The following is a 20402-nucleotide window of genomic DNA, read 5'->3' as shown; positions in this document are numbered from 1 at the left end:
CTGGCATGAATGCATTGGCGGATGTGAGCACAAATTGGATGTGGATCTTTAGCGTTGTGTTTGCGCTGATTGCGGCGGCGGTTTGGGTGTACGCTCGCGCCATTCCCCAGGGGGGAGCAAGCTGGTGGGTCCTTTCGGTGGCCGTGGTGGGGCTTACCCTGGCCAGTACGCTGGCTGGGGCTGGCACGGCGAGTATGCTGCTGTTGGACGCCGCCGCTTTGTGCGCCGTGGGCTTGATCCTGGCAGACCGCTCTCCGGCGGCGCGCAGGGCGGGGCGGCTGTACCTGACGATGACCCTGGCAGCCGTGCTTTGTTTGCTGCTGGCTGAGCGTTTGGCAGGCGGGGTAAAACCGGTTTACCCGTTGGATCAGGTGGTCAGCGCCCTGCTGTTGGTGGGGTTTGCGTTGAAGCTGGCCCTGGTTCCGGTGTATTTTTGGCTGCCAATGGTGGCTGAAAATGCGGCGCCGATGAGCCTGGTGTTGATTATCTCGGTGGTGGATATTGCCGCGTTTCGCGAGCTGGTGCATTTCCGCGAGGCGATGCCGTGGGTGTTTGAGCAGCATCAGGCCGTGTGGTTGGCAGCGGCGCTGCTTTCAATGTTCGTCGGCGCGCTGCTGGCATTGGGACAGAAAAACCTGCGCCGTTTGCTGGCTTTTTCCACCCTGGACGACATGGGCTACCTGCTGTTGGGGGTAACAGTGGGGTCAGAGATTGGCATCAGCGGCGCGCTGTTGGGGGCTGCGGCGCACGCCTTATTTAAGCTGCTGCTGTTCAGCGCGGTGGGCACGGCCGAGAATGGGTTGGGGCACGCCGTCACACTCGCTGACCGCGGTTTGGGATGCCGGTTCCCGCGGTCAGCGGCGGCTTTCGTGGTGGGGGCGCTGGGGATGATTGGAGTGCCGCCCATGATCGGTTTCGCGGGACGTTGGCGGCTGTATCTATCTGGCGTGGCATGGGGCGGCATTTGGCTGGGGCTGGCGATGGCAGCGGCGACCGTTTTAGCCCTGCTGTACTACGTGCGCGCAATCCACCTCGTCTGGTTGGGACCGGCGGATGAGCACCAGGCGGTGAGCGGCGAACCGAAAGCCGTGCGTCTGACGATGGTGCTGCTGACGGTTGGGGTGATTGTGCTGGGGTTGTTTCCAGCCTGGCTGCTGGCATTTTAGGAGTATGCACGATGGGACTCTTTTCTTCAATCTTAAAGCTCTCCCGGCGGCGCTCGCCCTGGGTGTATGTGCTCAACGCGGGGTCGTGCAACGGCTGTGACATTGAGATCGGTTCGCTGCTTTCACCGCGCTACGATATGGAACAGATCGGGGCGCTGCGGCAGGGAAGCCCGAAACATGCTGATATCCTCCTCATCACCGGCCCGCTGACCCTGCGCAGTGCTGATGCAGTACGCAGCATTTACGCGCAAATCCCCGAGCCCAAGGCGGTGGTGGCGGTGGGCTCGTGCCCAGCTACGGGCAACGTGTTTGCCGGCAGCCCCACTGTGGAAGACGGCGTGCTGCATGTGGTTCCGGTGGATGTGTTTGTGCCGGGCTGCCCGCCGCGCCCCCAGGCGATTTTGGCCGGGGTGCAGGAAGCGGCGCATTTGCTGGCCGAAGGCAAAACCGGCCGCTGGCATAAGGAGAAACACCATGAGTAACGGACTGATCCAGGGGTTGGCAGCCTATTTCCTTTGGCCGGGCCTGCTGGCGGGGGCGCTGTTGGGCTGGCTGTATTTGTGGCTCAGCCGTGCGCTGATCGCGAGGATGCAGCGCCGCTTTGGCCCGCCGTTTTACCAACCGTTTTTTGACTTCGTCAAGCTGCTGGGAAAGCGTTCGATGGTTCCGGCGGGCACGGCTCCGCTGTTGTATTACGGTTTGCCGCTGGCCGCGGTGATTTCCATTACCCTGGCGTTGGCTGTTATGCCGCTGCCGGGCGGGCTAAACGCCTCTTTCACCGGCGATCTCATTCTGGTGCTGTACCTGATGGAAATGCCGGCTTTTTGCGATATTTTGGCTGGTTTCGCCTCGCGCTCCATTTACGGGCAGGTTGGTTCGTCGCGAGAGGCGGCCCTGATCCTGGGCTATTCGCTGCCCTTTATTGCGGCGGTTTCGGCTTTGGCCATCCAGGCGGACAGTTTCAGGATGGTGGATGTGTTGGCATTGCCGTTTGGACCGGTGCATGTTTTGGCGGCCGCGGCGTTTATTTTGGCCGTACCGGCGCGGTTGAAGAGCAACCCATTTTCCATCCCCAACGCCGAGCAAGAGATTGTGGCTGGCCCGCATGTGGAATACAACGGCCCGGCATTGGCGCTGTTTGAGCTGGCGCACGGGCTGGAATTTGTGGCGGTAGGGGCTTTGTTCAGCGTGCTGTTTATCCCGCGGCTGCCCAGCGCAGGCCTAAACCTGGTTTTGTATTTGGCCGCTGGACTGCTGCTGGTGCTCATCACCAGTGTGTTGGCCGCGGCGACAGCCCGACTGCAAATTCACCGCGCGTTCCGTTTTTATTGGACCTGGGGCGCTTTGGCTGCCCTGGGCTGCGTGGTTCTGGCAGCCCTGTTATAAGGGAGGAAGCGCAGATGAATATTTGGAATTTGATCCGGAATAACTTTGTGCAGCGCGCACATACACGGCGGCCAGATGATTTGGTGCCGGTCCCTGAGAATTTTCGGGCTGATCTGGTGCATGAGACCAATCTATGTGTGGCCTGCGAGACCTGCGCTTATGTGTGTTCGCCGGGGGCGATCACGTTTGACCGCAGTCAGCTGGGGCGAGCGGCCTGGCAGTATCAGATGCTGCAGTGCACCTACTGCGGGCGCTGCGTGGAAAGCTGCCCGACCGATGCGCTGTCTTTTGGCACGACCCCTCAGCTGTTGGTGCACAGCCTGGAGCTAACCCGGCATGAGATTGAAACCTTCCCCTGCACGCGCTGCGGGGCAGAGATGATCCCGCTGCCGGATGCGGTGTTGGAAAAACAGTACGGTTTTCCGGTTCCGACGGAGATGGCTGCCTTGAATCGGTTATGTACCCGCTGCCGCAAGAAAGTGACCAGCGAGGCGGTGAAACGCGGATTTACTGGCAGGTAGGCTGTGTGCTTGGAGTGAAGCCATGAACGAAACCTTGAGGATACAAATTGAACAGATCGCAGGAGCAGCATGGGAGCAGCGGTCGGAGCATGAGCTGTGGCTGCAGGCTCCGGCGGTGGATGTTCGGGCGGCGGCTCAGGCTTTGTTGGCGGCGGAGGCCCGTTTGAGCACCATGACCGCGCTGGCACTGCCAAACGGTGAGACCGAAGTGATTTATCATTGGATTTGCGGCAAACAAGGTCTGCATATCAAAACCTGCACACAGGGGAATCATTTGCCCACGATCACGCCCATCACGGCGGCGGCGAATTGGATTGAGCGCGAGATTATGGATCTGTACGCGGTGGTGTTTGACGGCCACCCCGATCCAAAGCCGCTGCTGCGCCCGTCAAAATTGACGGCTGGATATTATCGCGAACCGGGCGGCGCGGCTGGAAAAGCTGCCCGCGGTGAGATGGTTTAGGAGATTACGATGCCTTTTCGAATTCCCATTGGCCCTTATCACCCTGCCTTAGAAGAGCCATATAAACTCAGCATTCAAAGCAGGGGCGAAATTGTGGAAGACGTCACCATTGAGGTGGGTTTTGTTCACCGCGGGATCGAGCTGCTGGCCCAGCGGCGCAATTATATTCAGGATTTGGTGCTGGTGGAGCGCGTGTGCGGTATTTGCTCCAACATCCACACCCTGACCTTTTGCATGGCCGCCGAAGAGATCGCGGGAATGCAGGTGCCGGATCGGGCGCGCTTCATCCGCACGATCATGGCAGAATTGGAACGGCTGCATTCACACTTGCTGTGGGCGGGCATTGGCTCGGAGGACATTGGCTTTCAAACCATGTTCATGGAGATTTATGCGCTGCGGGAACAGGTGATGGATGTGCTGGAAGCCATTTCAGGCAACCGCGTGAACTATGCCATGAACTGCATCGGCGGGGTGAACCGCGATATCACCGACCCAGAGGGGGTTCTTCGGGCGGTGCGTTCCATTCGCGAGGGCATTCAAAAAACGGTGATTCCCATCTTCACCCAAAACCGAACCATCCTGGGGCGCACGCGCGGAGTAGGCATTCTGACGCGGGATGAGGCGGTGACGTACGGCGTGGTGGGACCAATTGCCCGCGCTTCGGGGCTGGCCATTGACGTGCGTCAGGATTTCCCCTATGCGGCGTATGAAGATTTGGGATTCCAGATTGTGACTCAGGACAGCTGCGATGTGACCGCGCGGGTGGTGGTGCGCGCTTTGGAAATGCTGGAAAGCTGCCGGCTGATTGAAAAGGCGCTGTTGGAGCTGCCCGGCGGACCGATCCGCCCCAGCGAGCTGGTGACCGTTGTCCCGCCGGGTGAAACCATGATGCGGGTCGAGGCGCCGCGCGGCGAAGTGGTGTATTACCTGAAAAGCGACGGTTCTGACACCCCGGCGCGGGTGAAGATCCGCACCCCATCTGATTTGAACCTGCCTGCCATCCGGGCCATGGCGCGCGGCCAGGCGCTGGGCGATATGGCCATTATTCAGGCTTCGGTGGATCCGTGCTGTTCCTGCACAGACCGTTGAGAGCTGCTGGAGAAAATGAGTTCAGACTGCGGGCGGCTTACCCTGGCTGGATTTGGCTGGACTGTTCGTTTTGTAGGGCAGCGAAAATGGACTTGAGCTTCTGGGCTGCGTAGCAAGGAGCGCAGAACATCTTACTCTATTTCGGGGAGCAGACTGTGCAAATCGCACCGCAGCTCCCCATTTTCGAGAAAGCCTAAATAGTCTGTATTTAAGAATTCTTTGAAAGCACGGATAAATTCATTCACAAAAGCCTGACGGTCGGCGGTGACATCACAGATCAGCGTGGGCTCCATTTCATCACCTTGGGTCTGAACCCGCAGCCGGAAATGCTCTGGCAGGTCGGCGGCTTCGGCGCAGAAGGTCAGCCCAAAAGTCCACGGCCAGGGATCCTCTTCCGCAGCCATTTCCTGGGGATCTTCGGCATGGTGGATGTCGTAGAAATTGTAGTCAAAAGGAAAATCTGCGCTGCGGATCCTTGCCAGCATCTCAAACCATGCCCGCCAGCAGCGGCGGTCATCCTCCATCAACATCACCACAGCGTGAGCTTCTCCTAACCATACACAAAAAGCGGGAGACGTGACACCGCCGTACCCGCCGCACGGGTAAAACACAAACCGCGCCGGAGTGACGGCGCTGCTGCTTGATTCTCGTGTGAACCCCTGGGCCCATTCGCGTTCAAATTCTTCCAGCAAAAAATAGGGGAATGCCCATTCGCTTTCGGCGCCGGGGCAGTCCAGGGCCACCCGGCGCAGCTGCTCCACCAGTATTTCCACCGTGTCCATCCGATTGAGTTCGGCTGTGAGCAGAGGGGTTCGATTTCGTTCGATGACCAACTGAAAATTCTCGCTGCTGCCTACCGTTGGGAACGCTTTAAATTCGATCCAGGGGCCTTCTTCCTCCCAGTTGAACTTATGGGGCAGCTGATTGACCGCAACCGCCCGTGCGAATTTCAACAGGTCTCGGAATGGGGGAAAAACACTGGACGTGTACACCTGCTGCCGCTCACCGTGGATGATCAGCCAGCAGTCCATCCAGCCGTGCCGTGTGCTCAGGGGGGCAAACTCCAGTGCAAATGGTTTCGTCATGGATGGATGTTCTGTCCTTCGCCAGGTCGATAAGAACACCTGCGTGCTTCCGAGCCCTCATAACAGAGAGGGTATCGGGCCATTGCGGCTTGCGGCCGTCAGGCTTTCTTGAACAACTCCCGCGCCAGGCGCACACCGCTGACGGCGGTGATCAGCAGGGCAAGGATGAAAAGGATCAGCCCGGCCATGACGGCATAGAACCAGGGGCTGCTCATGGGCGTGCGGCCAGAGGCTATGCCAGTCGCTACCGCCAGAGCCTGGCTGCCCACCAGAAGGAGGATGGAGGCTAACAGGCTCCAGCCAATCCACTCGCGGTAAATGCGGGCGCGGATGGCGGCCCACAGCAGCAAGCCCCCGCCCAGCAGGGCGGCGGGGAACAACTCCGCGGGCATGAGATAATCAAACAGGAAAGAACCGCCTCTGAACAGGCGGCCAAGGGAGAAAAAGACGGGGGCCAGCAGCGGCAGCCAGGCGAAGATGCTGCCGAGGATGGCCAGTAATTGGGTGAGTTTTCCTTTTTTGGGCATGTTTCCTCCATTCAGGGGCAGCACTTGCCCCTACCCTTACCATACCCCTGATTCAATTATTTTGCATCCAATTTTTATTATCAATTTGCAATTGAGGACTTGATTTGGTTGTCTGTACCACTTAAAATCGAATACAATAGGGAGTATGGTACTAACGATGCAGACCGTGATTCACGCTGGCGTGCGCTGTACAGGTCTCCAGATGACCTGGGTTCCAGACCCACCCCGGGCCTGCGGACGCGGGTTTTATGGCGGTGCGCAGCGGTTTCTTCTCTTTCTGGAAGCACGCATGAACTTTTTGCCGGTTGGATCTTCAACGCTTGCTTGAGGGGGTAAGGCGCTTCCTTACGGACGAAGCAAGCGCAGCAGATCAAGGAGCAGCCGGTGAGTGGCTGCTCTTTTGAATTCAGGAGGTCATGATGAAAAAGACGGTTGTTGCGGCGGCTCTGGGGGAATGTGTGCACGTGGCCGGGGTGAGCAATTTCCTGCGCCTGGCTGAATTGGCCGGGTGGCGTACGGTTTTTCTGGGGCCGGCTGTGCCCATCGAGGTGGTGCTGAAGGCTGCTAAAGAAGAGGACGCGGCGCTGGTGGGTGTGTCGTACCGCCTGACGCCGGAGACAGGCGAGCGCCTGCTGGGTGAATTTGCCGAGGCGGCCGATGAGCTGCACAGCCGCGGGGTGCGCTTTGCTTTTGCGGGCACGCCGCCGGTGGCCGAGCGGGCCGAAAAGCTGGGCTTTTTTGAGCGCATCTTTCAGGGCGGCGAGGCGGACGAAGCGGTGCTGACGTATTTGCGCGGTGAGGGGGCGGGCGGCGGCCAACAGGAAAAGCCGCCGCAAACTGCGGTGGAGCGCATCCTGTGGAAGGCGCCCTATCCGCTCATTCGCCATCACTTTGGCCTGGCCAGCCTGGAGGACACCCGCGAAGGGATTGAGCACATCGCGGAAAGTGGGCTGGTGGATGTGATTTCGCTGGGGATTGACCAGGATGCCCAGGAGAACTTCTTTAGGCCCGAACGCCAAAACCCGCGGCGCAAGGGGGCGGGCGGCGTGCCGGTGCGCAGCCCGGGCGATTACGCCAGCCTGTACGCCGCCAGCCGCCGGGGGAACTTCCCACTGCTGCGCACCTATTCGGGCACGGATGATTTTATCCGCCTGGCTGAAATGTACATAGATACCATCCATATCGCCTGGTGCGCCATCCCGCTGTTCTGGTTCAACCAGATGGACGGGCGCGGGCCGTGGGATTTGGAAGGCTCGATCCGCGAGCATCAGGCGGTGATGGCCTGGTACGGTCAGCGCGGCCTGCCGGTGGAGCTGAATGAGCCCCACCATTGGGGTATGCGCGATGCACCGGATGTGGTGTATGTGGTGTCGGCCTTCCTGGCGGCCTACAACGCACGCGCCTTCGGGGTGCGCGATTACATCGCCCAGTTGATGTTCAACAGCCCGCCGGGGGTGTCGGACGCGATGGATTTGGCCAAGATGCTGGCGGTGCTGCGCCTGATTGAACCGCTGGCCGGGCCGGATTTCCGCATCTGGCGGCAGACGCGCACGGGCCTGCTGAGTTACCCGCTGGACCCCGCGGCGGCACGCGCCCACCTGGCAGCCAGCATCTATGTGCAAATGGCTTTGCAGCCCCATATTGTGCATGTGGTGGGGCATACGGAAGCCGATCACGCGGCCACGGCCGAAGATGTGGTGGAAGCCTGCCGCATGGCGCGCCGGACGATCGAAAACGCTGTGCGCGGCGCGCCGGATATGCGCTTGGACCCCAAGGTGCAGGAGCGAGCGGCGTTTTTGGCAGATGAGGCGCAGGTGACGCTGCGGGCCATTCAGGCGGCGGCCATGCCCGGCGTGAGCGACGCCTGGACCTGCCCCGAAACCCTGGGGCGGGCGGTGCGCATGGGCATTCTGGATGCGCCGCAATTGCGAAACAATCCCTTTGGCCGCGGACGGGTGGTGACCCGCGTGGTGCAGGGGGCTTGTGTGGCGGTGGGGGATGACGGCCAGCCGATTTCAGAAGAGGTTCGCCTGGCTGGTTTAATTTGAGGATGGAAGGAGCAAGGACATGACACAGAAAACTCACTATACAGTCATCGGGGCTGGACACGGCGGCAAGGCTATGGCTGCTCATTTGGCTTTGATGGGCTTTCCAACCACATTGTATAACCGCACGGCGGATCATATCTACGCGATTCGAGAATTGAGCGGTCTTGATCTAGAAAGTACGGAAGCAGGCATCCGCGGTTTTTGCCGTTTGGCGGGTGTGACTTCCAACATGGCCGAGGCTTTGGAAAAAGCCGAAATGATCATGGTGGTGGTGCCGTCTTCAGCCCATGCCGATATCGCCCGCTCATGCGCGCCGCACCTGCGCGACGGGCAGATTGTGGTGCTGCACCCGGGGCGCACCTGCGGGGCGATTGAATTCGCTAAGATCCTGCGCGAAAATAACTGTTCGGCAGATGTGACCATTGCCGAGGCGGAGACCTTCATCTATGCCTCACGCTCTGACGGCCCCGCCCAGGCGCGCATCTTCCGCATCAAAGAGGCGGTGCCCCTGGCGGCGCTGCCCGCCAACCGCACCCGTATGGTCTTAGACCGTATTCACGAGGCTTACCCGCAGTACATCGACGGCGGCAACGTCCTGCAGACCGGGCTGAACAATATGGGCGCGATCTTCCATCCGGCGCTGACGATTTTGAACTCCGGCTGGATTGAGGCCACTCACGGGGATTATCAGTTCTATATTGACGGGGTCACTCCTTCGGTGGCGCGCGTGCTGGAGGCTCTGGACCGCGAGCGGGTGACGGTGGCTTCTTCGCTGGGGATCCGCGCACGCACGGCTTTGGAATGGCTGAAACTGGCCTACGATGCCACCGGCGAGGATCTGCACGAGGCTGTCCACAATCAGCCGGGCTATTACGGCATCAAAGCCCCGCCCACGTTGAACCACCGCTACATCTTTGAAGATGTGCCCATGAGCCTGGTGCCCATCGCTTCGTTGGGTCAGCGCTACGGCGTGTCGGTGCGCGGGATGGACTCCATCATCCGCGTATCGTCCATCATCCACCGCACCGATTACTGGCGGCGTGGGCGCACGATTGATAAATTGGGGATTGATAACCTGAGTGTGGGCGAATTGACGGCTTATGTCAACGAAGGAATCCTGGAAGGGGGGTAAAATTGGGCTTGAAATTAGGGCTAGACCGACACGGAGGGTGAAACGATGTTTATGGTAATGCTTGTTTTAGATGACCCGCATCAACTGGATGCGGTCTTAGAGGCCTGGGCAGAGCAGGGTGTGACGGGTGCGACGATTGTGGAAAGCACCGGGCTGCACCGTCGGCGCAAACATATCCCCATGCGCTACGCCTATGCTGAGAGTCTGGTGGAACAAGGGAATATCACTTTATTTGTGGCGGTCCAGAATGAGGGTATGGTCAAAGCCTGTTTGGCGGCGGTGGAAAGCATTGTGGGCGATTTGAACGGCCCCAACACCGGTGTCCTGATGGCCTGGCCGATCACATTCTCGAAGGGTATCCCATCAGGCGAGGTTGAGCATGGTATGGATTAAATTCATCGTGACAGCGGCCTTAATTGTGCTGGCTGCCAACCAACTGGCCAAATACGGCGATGTGATCGCCATTCGTACGCGCCTGAGCGGGATGTTCATCGGCGTGCTGCTGCTGGCGGGGGCGACCTCACTGCCAGAGGTGCTGACTTCCATTAGCTCGCTGCAGCAAAATACGCCCAACCTGGCGGCAGGCAATTTACTGGGCAGCAACACCTTTAACATGTTCTTACTGGCGGTTTTGGATATGGCTAACCATAACCAGCGTATCCTGCGCAAGGCGCTGCTAAAACACGCCCTGACGGGCAGCCTGGCGATGGTGATGATCGGCATGGTGGCCTTCTTCATGCTGGCCAATCTGGACCTCTCCATCGGATGGGTGGGGGTGGACAGCCTGTTGATTTTAGGGTTTTATGTGGTAGCGGTGCGCATCATTCAGGGAAACGCCGCCCCTGCCCCCCAAACTCAGGAAGAGGACCTGCCGGTGGATGGGAAACTGCCCAGCCTGCGCGCAGGTTTGATTGGTTTTGGGCTGGCGGCGGCCGCTCTGGTGGTGGTAACGCCCATCATGGTGGAAAGTGCCAATGAAATTGCAGTGCTGACCGGCCTGGGGACCACCTTTATCGGCACCACCCTGGTGGCGTTGGTGACTTCTCTGCCGGAATTGGTGACCACTCTGGCGGCGGCAAAGATTGGCGCCACCGACATGGCCATCGGCAACTTGTTTGGCAGCAATATGTTCAATATGTTCGCCGTTGGGTTGACCGATATGTTCTTTACGCAAGGGCGTTTTCTGGCGGCCATTGACCCATCCTTCCTGCTGGTGGCCATGCTAGGCCTGCTGATGACCGGCATCGGCGTAGTGGGCAATTTGGCCAAGTTGGAGAAAAAGCTGTGGGTGATTGAGCTGGATGCGCTGGCGCTGATCCTTTTGTATTTTGGGGGGATGTACCTGCTGTATTTGCGCGGCTAACGCAGCGGCGGCTCGCGGACGAGCACGGCCTGGTAGCCCAACACGCTCCAGGAGGACAAGAACTGGTCCACCGAGCGGGTGTAGATCATCTCGCCGTCCAGCAAAGTGACGGAATCGGGCGTGTAGGCGATGACCAAGACGGTATGCTCAAAGGGGGCAACGAGCACCGTTTCACCATCCGAAGCCGTGTAGGAAACGGCCGAGCCGTTGAGGGTGTGGTTGATGACCCACACCATCACCGGCCGCCCGGCGGCGATTTCCTGCTGTAAACGGGTATAGTCGAGGCCCGTTTGGGCGCGGGCATTCAGGCCAAATTCGCGCAGCAGACGGGCAACGGGTTTGGCGTGCACGCCGTAGGGTTCGGGCGGCAGACGGCCCTGCGCGCCCCAATAGGGGCCAACGAAACCGGTTTCGGGGTTATCGCTCTGCGGCAGGCTGTTCTGAAAGCTCATGTGGTTGAATTGCAGGCCGAAGAAGGCGGCCAAATCGGCTGCCGAGCGGGCTTCGCAGTCCAGCGTGTAGGATTGGGCATAGCCGATGATGCTGCCCACCGAGGCGCTCTCTGGCGGTGGGGGCAGCGTGGGGGTGGCGGTGGGCGGCAGAGGACTGGGGGTGAAAGACGCCGTGGGGGTGGCGGTGGGCGTTTCAGTGGGGGTGGGGCTGGGCGAATGGCTGGGGGTGGGCGTTTCGGTGGGGGTGGCGGTGCGGCTGGGGAAGGGCGTGTGCGTGCGCAGATCGGGCTGAAAAGGGGTACGCGTAGCTGAGGGGAGAGCGGCAACCGACGGCAGGGGGGAGATCACCGGCAAGGCCAGGGGCAGGCCGCCCGCAGCATACACCGCCGCCAGACCCAGCACGGCTGCCAGGCAGAGGACGAGTAAGAGCAAGATCAAAACAGCCCCTGGGAAGGCTGCGGGCGCAGAAGATTTCACGGCTGGACGAGAATGTCTATGTAAATGGGGTCGCCAAAGGGGGTTCCGGCCGGGTTATGCGCCTGCCAGGCAGAGCGGTAGGGGCCGGTTTCATCGGGGGCGGTAAAAAGGATGCGGATTTCGGCACGGGAACCCGCCCGAGCTGGAAAGAGGGGCTGCTGCTCAGCAGAGCCGAGGGCGGGGCCAGCGATGAGACGCAGGGTGTAATTCTCATTCCAGTTGCAGGTGCCGGTGTTTTCAATTTCCCAGCGCTTGTCCATGGTCGAGCCGGGGGCCACCACCGTGCCGTCGGGGATGGTGAGGTCGGAGCGGAAGGCCAGCACATCGCTGCAGTTGGCGGGGGAGGCGGCCGTGGGCGCGTTGGGGGTGGCGGTGGGCGGGGCGGCAGAAGGCAGCAGCGTGGGCGGACGGTAGGGCGGCTGGGTAGCCTCGGGGTCGGCGGGCAGGGTGGGTTTGACACAGCCTGCCAGAGCCGTCAGGCACAGCAAGGTCACGAGAATCAAATACGCGGCAGAGTGATTCCTCATACCGCGTATTATAGCAAGGTTTATGCCAGAGGGTTATTCGTCGCCGAGGTCTTCTTCCTCACCGCCGCTGAGCACCAGGGGGATTTCGCCGGAGAGGGACTGCTGGCGGATGGCCAGTTCAATTTCGTTGGACAGCTCGGTGTTCTGGCGCAGGTATTCTTTGGCGTTCTCGCGGCCCTGGCCCAGGCGGATATCGCCGTAGGAATAGAAAGCGCCGCGTTTGATAACGATATCGAGCTGGGTGGCCAGATCAATGATGTCGCCAACTTTGGAGACGCCTTCGTTGTACATGATGTCAAATTCAGCGGTGCGGAAGGGCGGAGCGACCTTATTCTTAACCACGCGCACGCGCACGCGGTTGCCGATGACCTCTGCGCCCATCTTGATGGATTGGATACGGCGCACATCCAGGCGCACGGAGGCGTAGAATTTCAGCGCCAGGCCGCCGGGGGTGGTTTCGGGGTTGCCGAACATCACGCCAATTTTTTGGCGCAGCTGGTTGGTGAAGATGACCGAGGTTTTGGTCTGGTTGATGGCGCCGGAGAGTTTGCGCAGGGCCTGCGACATGAGGCGGGCCTGCATACCCATGGTGGCGTCGCCCATATCGCCTTCGATTTCCGAGCGGGGCACGAGGGCAGCCACCGAGTCGATGATGACCACATCTACCGCGCCGGAGCGCACCAGGGTTTCGGTGATCTCCAGGGCCTGTTCGCCGGTGTCCGGCTGTGAAACCAGCAAGTTATCCAGATTCACGCCCAGGCGGGCGGCATAGGCGGGGTCGAGGGCGTGTTCCATGTCCACAAAGGCGGCTGTTCCGCCCATTTTTTGGGCTTCGGCCACAATGTGCAGACACAGGGTGGTTTTACCGGAGGACTCAGGCCCGTAGATTTCGGTGATGCGGGCGCGGGGGATGCCGCCGACGCCCAGGGCCAGATCCAGCGAAAGAGAACCGGTGGGGATGGCTTCGACATGCAGGTGGTGGTCGGTCATGCGCATGATGGCGCCGTCGCCGTAACGTTTGACAATTTCGCCCAGGGCGCGGTCCAGCATTGCCCGGCGAGCTTCATCCATACCGGAACCGGAATCGTTAGGAAGGGGTTGGGCGGCGGATGCAGAAGATTTACGAGCCATGATACTCTCCTTAATGAACCAAGAGGGCGGCAGCCCACAACAAGCGCGGGTATAATCAATTCAATTATAGTACATTTGTTCCGTTGGTCAAGTGCTGATCCACAGGAATTTATGAGGAGAGTACGGCAAGCCCCGGGCGGCGGCTATTCGTGGCGCAGAGCTTCCACAGGCTCCAATCCGGCGGCACGGTTGGCGGGGTAGATGCCAAAGAAGAGGCCTACGGCCGTGGAGAACAGGGTGGCCATGAGGATGGCTTGCAGGCCGACGATGGGCGTGAAGGGGGTGTCGTTGGCCTGGGCAATCAGACCGACGATGTAGGCGATGAGCCAACCCAGGCCGATGCCGAGGATGCCGCCAAACAGAGACAGAAGAGAGGATTCGGTCAGGAACTGGATGAGGATATCCACCCGGCGCGCGCCCAGGGCTTTACGCAGGCCGATTTCGCGGGTGCGTTCGGTGACGGAGACAAGCATGATATTCATGATGCCGATGCCGCCCACCAGGAGGGAGATGGCGGCGATGCCCCCCAGGAAGATGGTGAACACGCCGGTGATGGTGCGCGCGGTTTCCACGAAATCCTGTTGGCTGAAAACGGTGAAGTCGTTGGGTCCGATGGTGATGCGGTGGCGGGCGCGCAGAATTTGCGTGACCTGATCGGCAGCATCTGTGACGGAGTCGGCGTCCACCGATTGAATGTAGATGACATCCACTTGATCGCGGCTGCGGCGGATGAGGCGGCTTTCGGCGGTGGTGTAGGGGATGAGGACGACATCATCCTGGCTGCCAAAAGAGCCGCCGCCTTTGGGAGCTAAGACGCCGATGATGCGGAAGGGCTGGCCTTCGATGCGCAGGGTTTCGCCCACAATGGCCTCGCGGCGCTGGAAAAAGCGGTCGGCCACATCCACGCCGATGAGGGCCACGGAGGCTTTGCCGAGGATTTGATCCTCGCTGATGAACTCGCCTTCCAGCAGGTCGTAACTGCGCACCGGCTGATAGGAAGGGGTGACGCCGTTGATGGATACGCGGCGGCGCTCGCCGCCGTACGAGACTTCCAAATTATCGGCGATGACGGGGGCGATATCCTGCACGGCGGGAGCCTGAAAGACATCCGCCAGGGCCTGTGCATCGGACAGGGTGAGCGGCTCTACGGAGCGGACTTCTTCCTGACGGTTGCCGGGGAAGACGAACAACAAGTTGGATCCGATGCCGCTGATGGAGCCGGTGATGCTGGCCTGGGCGCCGTCGCCCACCGCCAACATGGCGATGACGGCGGCCACGCCGATGACAATGCCCAGGATGGTAAGCCCGGAGCGCATTTTGTTGGCGGTGACACTTTCCAGCGCCTCGAGGATGGCTTGCCAGAAGTTCATGCGGATTCCTCCACCAGCAGGCCGTCGCTTAGGCGGATGACGCGCTGAGTTTGAGCGGCGACGGTGGGATCGTGGGTGACGATGATGATGGTGGTTCCGCGGGTTTGGTTCAAACGCAGAATGAGTTCCATGATTTCTTTGCCTGATTTTGAGTCGAGGTTGCCGGTGGGTTCGTCGGCCATGAGAATGGCAGGATCGTTGACCAGGGCGCGGGCGATAGCCACGCGCTGCTGTTGGCCGCCGGAAAGCTCGGTGGGTTTGTGGTAAATGCGGTCAGCCAGGCCGACGGCCTCCAGTGATTGGCGGGCGATATCCAGGCGGCCTTTCCGCTGACCAGCATAGCGCAGGGGCAGTTCCACATTGGCCAGGGCGGTCATGCGCGGCAGGAGATTGAAGGATTGAAAGACAAAGCCCACTTTACGGTTGCGCACACTGGCCAACTGGTCGTCGTTCATGCGTGAAACCAACTCGCCGTCAAGGAAGTAGGCCCCGGCGGTGGGGCGGTCGAGGCAGCCCAGGGTGTTCATCAGGGTGGATTTCCCGGAACCCGACGGCCCCATGATGGAAATCACCTCGCCTTTGAAGATTTTGAAAGATACGCCGCGCAGGGCGTGAACTTCGATCTCACCCATTTTGTACACTTTGGTGAGATTTTGCACTTCAATGACGCAGTCGGGGCACTCGGTGGTTTGCATGCAAGCCTCTTAGCGGGCGAAGGGCGGCCGGCCGGGCTGGAATTCGACGGGCGGGTTCAAAACCACCCGGTCGTTTTCCAACACGTCACCGCTGATAATTTCTGAGTTTACATCGGAGGTGGCACCGATCTCAATTTCCACCATCCGCGGTTCGGTTTCTGCGCCGCGCAGCACATACACCACGCGCTGACCGTCGCGCAGGCGCACAGCCCGGTTGGGAACCAGGAGCACATTTTTAAGCTGACTGACCACGATGTTGACGGCGGCGGTCATGCCGGGGCGCACGTTTTCATCTGGATCGGTGAGGGCGATGGTGACGGTGAAGTTGACGCCGGAGGCCGAAGGGTTGCCCACGCGGCCCACTTCGGTGATGGTTCCGTTGTATTCTTTGTTCTGGATGGCGTCAAAGCTGAGCTTAGCAGGCTGACCGAGCTGAACGCGGTTAATATCCACTTCGGGGATCTCCACATCCACCAGCAGGGTGGACAGGTCGTCCAGGCGGAAGGAGCTTAGGCCGGGGGTCACCTGGTCGCCGGGTTTGGAATTGACGGCGGAGATCGTTCCAGAAAACGGGGCGGTGAGGCTGTCGAGCTGGAGGGCGGCTTGTATGGCTTCCACACGGGCTTCAGCCGCGGCGATATCCTGGGCGTTGGGACCGTCTTTCACCCGTTCCCAATTGCGCTCGGCATCTTTTAAATTGGCACGGGCCACTTCTACACGGGCGTCTGCTTCGGCCAGTTCCTGTTCGTCTGGAGCGGAGAGCAAATAATTGAGGTTGGCCAGGGCGCGGTCGCGCGATTGGCGAGCGGCGGCTAGCTGGCTGAGCAGAGCGGCGCGCACGGGGTCATCTTCGGGGCGGTCGGCAACGACGTTGTAATTTTCCTCGGCTTTTTCCATCTGATTCTGGGCCACGATGTAATTGGCACGGGCCTGATCCAGGGTGGATTGAGAGGCGCGCTGGTAATCCTTGTTCGTGCGATTTTCCTGGGCGTCTTCCAGGGCCTTTTGGGCCTGGGTGAGGGCCAGTTGGGCCTGAGCGCGGGATACGTCTGAATTGCGCAGGTCTTCCAGGGCGCGCTGGGCGTTGATCAGGTCAGCGCGGGCCAGGATGATGTTCTGCGGCAGTGAAGCCGGGTCAAGCTGGGCAAGGACGTCGCCTTTTTTCACCATATCGCCCACCTGAACGTCCAGGGATTGAATGCGGCCGGTAGTCTGCCAGGAAAGCAGGGTGGTTTGGTTAGCGCGCACGGTTCCGGTGGCGCCCACCAGGGCGGTGAGATCGCCGCGCGTGATGGTGAGGGTCTGGTAGGCCGTGTTTTGGGAGGCCTGGTTTTGGCGGTACAAGATCACACCGGTGACGACGGCTGCGACCACAACCACAGCAGCGATAATCCAGATGAGGCGACGATTCATACGAGACGATCCTTAAGAAATGAAAATCAGAATCTGAGCTTCTGTCAGAGTTCTCGTTTTGCAAAGGTTTTCGGGGAAAACCTTCTAAAACGGTGGGCTCCTGAGCGTTGGCTCGCGTTCGTTATGATAAACTATTCCGCAGATAGGATTCTGCTGTAAGAATGATAGCACTAAGTGGATGAAAATAGAATGATTGTCAGTAGATTGAAAGTATAAAGATTGTACATACTCATGAAGCGAATATGGAAGCAAGTTCAGCAGACGCTGCGGATTTTGGGCGCGGGGATCCTGGCGATCCTGGTGCTGGTCAGCAGCACGGTGCCGGGCGGAGAACGCCTGGAACAGGTGCGCGCTTATACCCGCGGGGTCGAATTTGATTATGCCGGCTGGATGCTGGCAGCCCTGTGGGATAAGGGGCAGCAGTGGGCCTTGAGTGCGCCGCGCTATTGGGATGAGAAAACCCAACGGCAGGTGGTGGAGGATTGGGCCGCGCTGACCCGCGAGGTGCAGGCTTTGCGGGCGGAAAGCGCGCGGATTTTCGCTGACCCTTCGGTGAGCGACCCACAGACCGCCGCCGCGCCTGTGCTGGCCAGGCTGCGTGCGCGGGAGGCTGAACAGGCACGGCTGGGGGCCTTGAGCGAGGAGATTCTCCAGATTCAAACCCGCGCGGTACTGGCGGAGATGGGCCTGACCTACGGCAAACAGGCGGTGCCTTCGGTGCTGTACCGCATTTCCAAGCTGCCGCTGGCGTTGGTGGTTTCGCCGCGGGAGGTCATCCGCCAGGACGCCAATATTTCTCTGCTGCCCGACATGGGATTGGATGAGATCACCGCGTTGGAGCAGCGCGTGGAACAGGAACTGGGGGTTTCAGCATTGGTGGTGCAGATCGGCGGGGTGGCGGTGTACCCCGCGATGGTGATGGAGACCACCAACCTGGTGTACCTGACGGATACAGTGGCGCATGAATGGACTCACAATTATTTGACCCTGCGTCCGCTGGGCATGCTCTATGATGCTTCGCCGGAACTGCGCTCGATGAACGAGACGGCGGCTTCGCTGGCGGGGAAAGAGATTGGCCTGCGTGTGTTGGAGCGCTATTACCCCGATCTGGTGCCGCCGCCACCCGCCCCCCCGGCGGCCCCCCAGACGCAGCAGCCGCCCGCGGAACCCCCCGCCTTCGATTTTCGCGCGGAGATGCACATCACCCGGGTGGAGGCGGACCGCCTGTTAGCGGATGGCAAGGTGGATGAGGCTGAGGCGTATATGGAAGCGCGGCGGCAGGTATTTTATGCCAACGGCTACGTGCTGCGGCGGCTGAATCAAGCCTATTTTGCCTTCCACGGGGCCTATGCGGATACCCCCCTGGGGGCTGCCGGAGAAGACCCGGTCGGCCCGGCGGTGCGGGCCTTGCGCGCGCAGAGCGGATCGCTGCGGGAATTTTTGAATCGGATCAGTTGGATGGACGAATTCGCCGATCTGCAGAAGGCCTTGCAGCCCTAGGCGGGCGGATTACAGGTCGCCGTCGAAACCGCCAAAATCGCCCATGCCGCTGTCGTCCCCCATGCCCCCGGCGGCATCGGCCAGTTCGGGCAGCTCTTTTTCAATTTGCTCAGGGCTTTGGCCGGACTCCAGGCGGTGGACCACCTCGTCAAATTCCGGGCCCATCTCTTCGCCGACCTCGGAACTCATCTCGCGCATCATGCGCCCCAGGCTGCGGGGATCTTCGTCCAGGGCGTCCAGGGCGGCGGGATCGGCCATGGAGGCCAGCCGGCTGTGATCGGAGCGGACGACGCGCACACGGTTGATGCGGCGCTGAACATTGGCGCTGCCGCAGCGGGTGCAGTGCACAGGCTTCTGGTTGTATTCCTGATAGGTGAGGAACACCTCAAAGCGAGCTTTGCAATCCAGGCAGCGGAAATCATAAGTTGGCATGAAGGGATAGCCTCCGGCGATAGAAGATCATTTATCCATTATAATCAGGGTGGTATCAAAAAAACGTAAGAATCTCGCAGCAATATGGATGCGCACTTTATGATGATGGAAGAGACCGTACACTTACGAAACCTGCACCAGCCGCAGCCTTTGCTGGTGGTCATTTCGGGGCCTTCCGGCGCGGGCAAAGACGCGGTGGTGAAAGCCTTAAAGCAGACCAACTATTCGTTTCATTTTGTGGTGACAACCACCGACCGCGAGCCTCGCCCCGGAGAGGTGCACGGGGTGGATTACTACTTCGTGAGCACCCAGGAATTCGAGCGCATGATCGCTGCGGATGAGCTGCTGGAATATTCGACCGTGTACAATCAATTTAAAGGGATTCATAAATCTCAGGTACGCGATGCGCTGGCCAGCGGCAAAGATGTGATCATGCGCCTGGATGTGCAGGGGGCTGAAAAGGTGCGCAAGATGTGCCCGGACGCGGTGCTGATTTTTTTGGCGCCGGAAAGCGAAGAAGCCTGGCTGCTGCGGCTGCACACCCGCAACACAGAAACGGATGAAGCCTTTCAGGTTCGTTTTGAGACGGCCAAAAAGGAACTGGAAGACGCTAAGAAATTTGATTACGTGGTGATCAACGCGCACAACCAGTTGGATGACGCCGCCCAAACCATCCTGTCCATCATCGAAGCCGAGCATCACCGCACAACGCCGCGGCGGATTCAACTATGAGCTACGAACCGAATTCCCCTTCCTCATCCTACCCACCCCCCGAGCGCCCGCGGATGGTGAGCGTGGCCGTGGAACCCTCCCGGCCGGTGGTGACTTATGTGCTGATGGGCGTCACCATTCTGGTCTTTTTGGGCCAGCTGGGGTTGGAATCGGCTCTGGGGACGGATTTGCTGCTGGTGTTTGGGGCCAAGATTCGCTCGGCGATCCTGGCGGGTCAGTTTTGGCGGCTGCTGACGCCGGTTTTCCTGCACGCTTCGTTTATGCATATCGCGTTTAATATGTATGCGCTGTACGCCGTGGGGCCGGGGCTGGAAAGTTTTTACGGCCACTGGCGCTTTCTGGCGCTGTATTTCCTGGCGGCAGCGGCGGGCAACACGCTTTCTTTTGTGGTCTCGCCCAGCATTTCGGTGGGGGCTTCGACGGCGGTGTTTGGGCTGATCACGGCGCAGGCGGTGTTCATTTACCGCAACCGGCAGCTCTTTGGAGAGCGCATGAAACCGATGCTGACCAACCTGCTGGTGATTTTGGGCCTGAACCTGGTGTTGGGGTTGTCCTCGCGCATTGATAACTGGGGACATTTGGGCGGGCTGCTGGGCGGGCTGGCTTTCGCGTGGTTCGCCGGGCCGGTGCTCCAGGTGGAAGGTTGGGGAGACCAGCTGCGCCTGCGCGACACGAACACGGGGCGCGCCTTTGCCACCGGTGCCCTCATGGCGGCGGTGCTGGGGGGGCTGGTGTTTTTGCAGCTGCTTTGGGCCTGATCGAAACAGAATACACACAGCCGCGCTGGCAGCCCCAGCGCGGTTTTGATTCCAGCGGGGGTCACAGCCCAGGCATGACTCGCAACGTGCCTTGCTTCCCTTGCGCACGCAGCGGAAAAAAGACATGATGAGAGA

The 20402-nt window shown here is 60.2% G+C and carries 22 protein-coding genes; 13 read left to right on the top strand and 9 right to left on the bottom strand.

Annotated features, from left to right (window positions below; all coding sequences use genetic code 11):
• Positions 1 to 5: 5 nt before the first annotated feature.
• The 6 genes from ADN01_RS14350 to ADN01_RS14325 are packed head-to-tail and all read left to right on the top strand — an operon-like array spanning position 6 to position 4625.
• Positions 6 to 1166 (top strand): proton-conducting transporter transmembrane domain-containing protein, encoded by a 1161-nt coding sequence (locus ADN01_RS14350; RefSeq protein WP_062417782.1) that lies wholly within the window; start codon positions 6 to 8, stop codon positions 1164 to 1166.
• Between the two features lie 11 nt (positions 1167 to 1177).
• Complete coding sequence (locus ADN01_RS14345) at positions 1178 to 1648, top strand: NADH-quinone oxidoreductase subunit B family protein (protein WP_062417783.1); 471 nt, start codon at positions 1178 to 1180, stop codon at positions 1646 to 1648.
• A complete protein-coding gene (locus ADN01_RS14340; RefSeq protein ID WP_062417784.1) occupies positions 1641 to 2552 on the top strand; it encodes a respiratory chain complex I subunit 1 family protein in 912 nt (303 codons plus the stop codon). Before ADN01_RS14345 ends, ADN01_RS14340 begins: the two co-directional genes overlap by 8 nt.
• A gap of 14 nt (positions 2553 to 2566) precedes the next feature.
• The gene (locus tag ADN01_RS14335) at positions 2567 to 3073 is read left to right on the top strand and encodes a 4Fe-4S dicluster domain-containing protein (protein WP_062417785.1); all 507 of its coding nucleotides are present in this window, start codon (positions 2567 to 2569) and stop codon (positions 3071 to 3073) included.
• 22 nt (positions 3074 to 3095) lie between these two features.
• Positions 3096 to 3536 (top strand): NADH-quinone oxidoreductase subunit C, encoded by a 441-nt coding sequence (locus ADN01_RS14330; protein ID WP_062417786.1) that lies wholly within the window; start codon positions 3096 to 3098, stop codon positions 3534 to 3536.
• 9 nt (positions 3537 to 3545) lie between these two features.
• Entirely contained in the window at positions 3546 to 4625 is a 1080-nt protein-coding gene (locus tag ADN01_RS14325; protein ID WP_062417787.1) for a hydrogenase large subunit, read from the top strand.
• A 131-nt stretch (positions 4626 to 4756) separates the two neighbouring features.
• Here the strand turns inward: ADN01_RS14325 and ADN01_RS14320 are convergent, their stop codons facing one another.
• Positions 4757 to 5710 carry a hypothetical protein gene (locus ADN01_RS14320; protein WP_147239007.1) on the bottom strand — a complete coding sequence of 318 codons (954 nt, stop codon included), beginning with the start codon at positions 5708 to 5710 and terminating at the stop codon, positions 4757 to 4759.
• 98 nt (positions 5711 to 5808) lie between these two features.
• Positions 5809 to 6237, bottom strand: coding sequence for a hypothetical protein (locus tag ADN01_RS14315; protein WP_062417789.1), 429 nt, complete (start codon positions 6235 to 6237; stop codon positions 5809 to 5811).
• 419 nt (positions 6238 to 6656) lie between these two features.
• Between ADN01_RS14315 and ADN01_RS14310 the strand changes: the two genes are divergently transcribed.
• From ADN01_RS14310 to ADN01_RS14295, 4 genes are read left to right on the top strand one after another with little or no spacing between them, the layout of a single operon-like run.
• Positions 6657 to 8285, top strand: a complete 1629-nt coding sequence (locus ADN01_RS14310) for a cobalamin B12-binding domain-containing protein (protein WP_062417790.1) — start codon at positions 6657 to 6659, stop codon at positions 8283 to 8285.
• Positions 8286 to 8304: 19 nt separating this feature from the next.
• Positions 8305 to 9417 (top strand): NAD/NADP-dependent octopine/nopaline dehydrogenase family protein, encoded by a 1113-nt coding sequence (locus ADN01_RS14305; protein WP_062417791.1) that lies wholly within the window; start codon positions 8305 to 8307, stop codon positions 9415 to 9417.
• Positions 9418 to 9462: 45 nt separating this feature from the next.
• Complete coding sequence (locus tag ADN01_RS14300; RefSeq protein WP_062417792.1) at positions 9463 to 9810, top strand: P-II family nitrogen regulator; 348 nt, start codon at positions 9463 to 9465, stop codon at positions 9808 to 9810.
• Positions 9797 to 10780, top strand: coding sequence for a sodium:calcium antiporter (locus ADN01_RS14295; protein ID WP_062417793.1), 984 nt, complete (start codon positions 9797 to 9799; stop codon positions 10778 to 10780). Before ADN01_RS14300 ends, ADN01_RS14295 begins: the two co-directional genes overlap by 14 nt.
• Here the strand turns inward: ADN01_RS14295 and ADN01_RS14290 are convergent.
• From ADN01_RS14290 to ADN01_RS14265, 6 genes are all read right to left on the bottom strand, one after another.
• Positions 10777 to 11709 (bottom strand): C39 family peptidase, encoded by a 933-nt coding sequence (locus ADN01_RS14290; RefSeq protein ID WP_075071221.1) that lies wholly within the window; start codon positions 11707 to 11709, stop codon positions 10777 to 10779. The two genes, ADN01_RS14295 and ADN01_RS14290, sit on opposite strands and share 4 nt — an antisense overlap.
• Entirely contained in the window at positions 11706 to 12236 is a 531-nt protein-coding gene (locus ADN01_RS14285; protein ID WP_082389740.1) for an NBR1-Ig-like domain-containing protein, read from the bottom strand. Before ADN01_RS14285 ends, ADN01_RS14290 begins: the two co-directional genes overlap by 4 nt.
• 33 nt (positions 12237 to 12269) lie before the next feature.
• Positions 12270 to 13307 (bottom strand): recombinase RecA, encoded by a 1038-nt coding sequence (recA, locus tag ADN01_RS14280; protein ID WP_062417798.1) that lies wholly within the window; start codon positions 13305 to 13307, stop codon positions 12270 to 12272.
• Between the two features lie 203 nt (positions 13308 to 13510).
• The gene (locus ADN01_RS14275) at positions 13511 to 14737 is read right to left on the bottom strand and encodes an ABC transporter permease (protein ID WP_062417795.1); all 1227 of its coding nucleotides are present in this window, start codon (positions 14735 to 14737) and stop codon (positions 13511 to 13513) included.
• A complete protein-coding gene (locus tag ADN01_RS14270) occupies positions 14734 to 15432 on the bottom strand; it encodes an ABC transporter ATP-binding protein (protein ID WP_062417796.1) in 699 nt (232 codons plus the stop codon). Before ADN01_RS14270 ends, ADN01_RS14275 begins: the two co-directional genes overlap by 4 nt.
• Positions 15433 to 15441: 9 nt before the next feature.
• Positions 15442 to 16845, bottom strand: coding sequence for an efflux RND transporter periplasmic adaptor subunit (locus ADN01_RS14265; protein ID WP_062417797.1), 1404 nt, complete (start codon positions 16843 to 16845; stop codon positions 15442 to 15444).
• A gap of 231 nt (positions 16846 to 17076) precedes the next feature.
• On the opposite strand from ADN01_RS14265, the gene ADN01_RS14260 reads away from it, so the two are divergent.
• Positions 17077 to 18345: a hypothetical protein gene (locus ADN01_RS14260; RefSeq protein ID WP_152974026.1), complete on the top strand. Its 1269-nt coding sequence runs from the start codon at positions 17077 to 17079 to the stop codon at positions 18343 to 18345.
• A 9-nt stretch (positions 18346 to 18354) separates the two neighbouring features.
• Here ADN01_RS14260 and ADN01_RS14255 read toward each other — a convergent pair whose 3' ends face one another.
• Positions 18355 to 18777: an FmdB family zinc ribbon protein gene (locus ADN01_RS14255; RefSeq protein ID WP_062417799.1), complete on the bottom strand. Its 423-nt coding sequence runs from the start codon at positions 18775 to 18777 to the stop codon at positions 18355 to 18357.
• 84 nt (positions 18778 to 18861) lie between these two features.
• Here ADN01_RS14255 and gmk point away from each other — a divergent pair, with 84 nt between their 5' ends.
• The gene (gene gmk / locus ADN01_RS14250) at positions 18862 to 19509 is read left to right on the top strand and encodes a guanylate kinase (RefSeq protein WP_082142713.1); all 648 of its coding nucleotides are present in this window, start codon (positions 18862 to 18864) and stop codon (positions 19507 to 19509) included.
• Positions 19506 to 20267, top strand: a complete 762-nt coding sequence (locus tag ADN01_RS14245) for a rhomboid family intramembrane serine protease (protein ID WP_062417801.1) — start codon at positions 19506 to 19508, stop codon at positions 20265 to 20267. Before gmk ends, ADN01_RS14245 begins: the two co-directional genes overlap by 4 nt.
• Positions 20268 to 20402 lie beyond the last annotated feature (135 nt).

The sequence above is a fragment of the Levilinea saccharolytica genome (assembly GCF_001306035.1).
GTDB classification, from domain to species: domain Bacteria; phylum Chloroflexota; class Anaerolineae; order Anaerolineales; family Anaerolineaceae; genus Levilinea; species Levilinea saccharolytica.
This window is presented reverse-complemented; position numbering and strand designations above follow the sequence as displayed.

Bases quoted from the DNA above. Each gene is read 5' to 3' on its own strand.
- ADN01_RS14270 (WP_062417796.1), bottom strand. From the start codon at position 15,432: ATGCAAACCACCGAGTGCCCCGACTGCGTCATTGAAGTGCAAAATCTC.
- recA (WP_062417798.1), bottom strand. From the start codon at position 13,307: ATGGATGAAGCTCGCCGGGCAATGCTGGACCGCGCCCTGGGCGAAATT.
- ADN01_RS14255 (WP_062417799.1), bottom strand. From the start codon at position 18,777: ATGCCAACTTATGATTTCCGCTGCCTGGATTGCAAAGCTCGCTTTGAG.
- ADN01_RS14340 (WP_062417784.1), top strand. From the start codon at position 1,641: ATGAGTAACGGACTGATCCAGGGGTTGGCAGCCTATTTCCTTTGGCCG.
- ADN01_RS14335 (WP_062417785.1), top strand. From the start codon at position 2,567: ATGAATATTTGGAATTTGATCCGGAATAACTTTGTGCAGCGCGCACAT.
- ADN01_RS14330 (WP_062417786.1), top strand. From the start codon at position 3,096: ATGAACGAAACCTTGAGGATACAAATTGAACAGATCGCAGGAGCAGCA.
- ADN01_RS14245 (WP_062417801.1), top strand. From the start codon at position 19,506: ATGAGCTACGAACCGAATTCCCCTTCCTCATCCTACCCACCCCCCGAG.
- gmk (WP_082142713.1), top strand. From the start codon at position 18,862: ATGGATGCGCACTTTATGATGATGGAAGAGACCGTACACTTACGAAAC.
- ADN01_RS14275 (WP_062417795.1), bottom strand. From the start codon at position 14,737: ATGAACTTCTGGCAAGCCATCCTCGAGGCGCTGGAAAGTGTCACCGCC.
- ADN01_RS14320 (WP_147239007.1), bottom strand. From the start codon at position 5,710: ATGACGAAACCATTTGCACTGGAGTTTGCCCCCCTGAGCACACGGCAC.
- ADN01_RS14325 (WP_062417787.1), top strand. From the start codon at position 3,546: ATGCCTTTTCGAATTCCCATTGGCCCTTATCACCCTGCCTTAGAAGAG.
- ADN01_RS14295 (WP_062417793.1), top strand. From the start codon at position 9,797: ATGGTATGGATTAAATTCATCGTGACAGCGGCCTTAATTGTGCTGGCT.
- ADN01_RS14265 (WP_062417797.1), bottom strand. From the start codon at position 16,845: ATGAATCGTCGCCTCATCTGGATTATCGCTGCTGTGGTTGTGGTCGCA.
- ADN01_RS14305 (WP_062417791.1), top strand. From the start codon at position 8,305: ATGACACAGAAAACTCACTATACAGTCATCGGGGCTGGACACGGCGGC.
- ADN01_RS14260 (WP_152974026.1), top strand. From the start codon at position 17,077: ATGAAGCGAATATGGAAGCAAGTTCAGCAGACGCTGCGGATTTTGGGC.
- ADN01_RS14350 (WP_062417782.1), top strand. From the start codon at position 6: ATGAATGCATTGGCGGATGTGAGCACAAATTGGATGTGGATCTTTAGC.
- ADN01_RS14315 (WP_062417789.1), bottom strand. From the start codon at position 6,237: ATGCCCAAAAAAGGAAAACTCACCCAATTACTGGCCATCCTCGGCAGC.
- ADN01_RS14285 (WP_082389740.1), bottom strand. From the start codon at position 12,236: ATGAGGAATCACTCTGCCGCGTATTTGATTCTCGTGACCTTGCTGTGC.
- ADN01_RS14310 (WP_062417790.1), top strand. From the start codon at position 6,657: ATGAAAAAGACGGTTGTTGCGGCGGCTCTGGGGGAATGTGTGCACGTG.
- ADN01_RS14345 (WP_062417783.1), top strand. From the start codon at position 1,178: ATGGGACTCTTTTCTTCAATCTTAAAGCTCTCCCGGCGGCGCTCGCCC.
- ADN01_RS14300 (WP_062417792.1), top strand. From the start codon at position 9,463: ATGTTTATGGTAATGCTTGTTTTAGATGACCCGCATCAACTGGATGCG.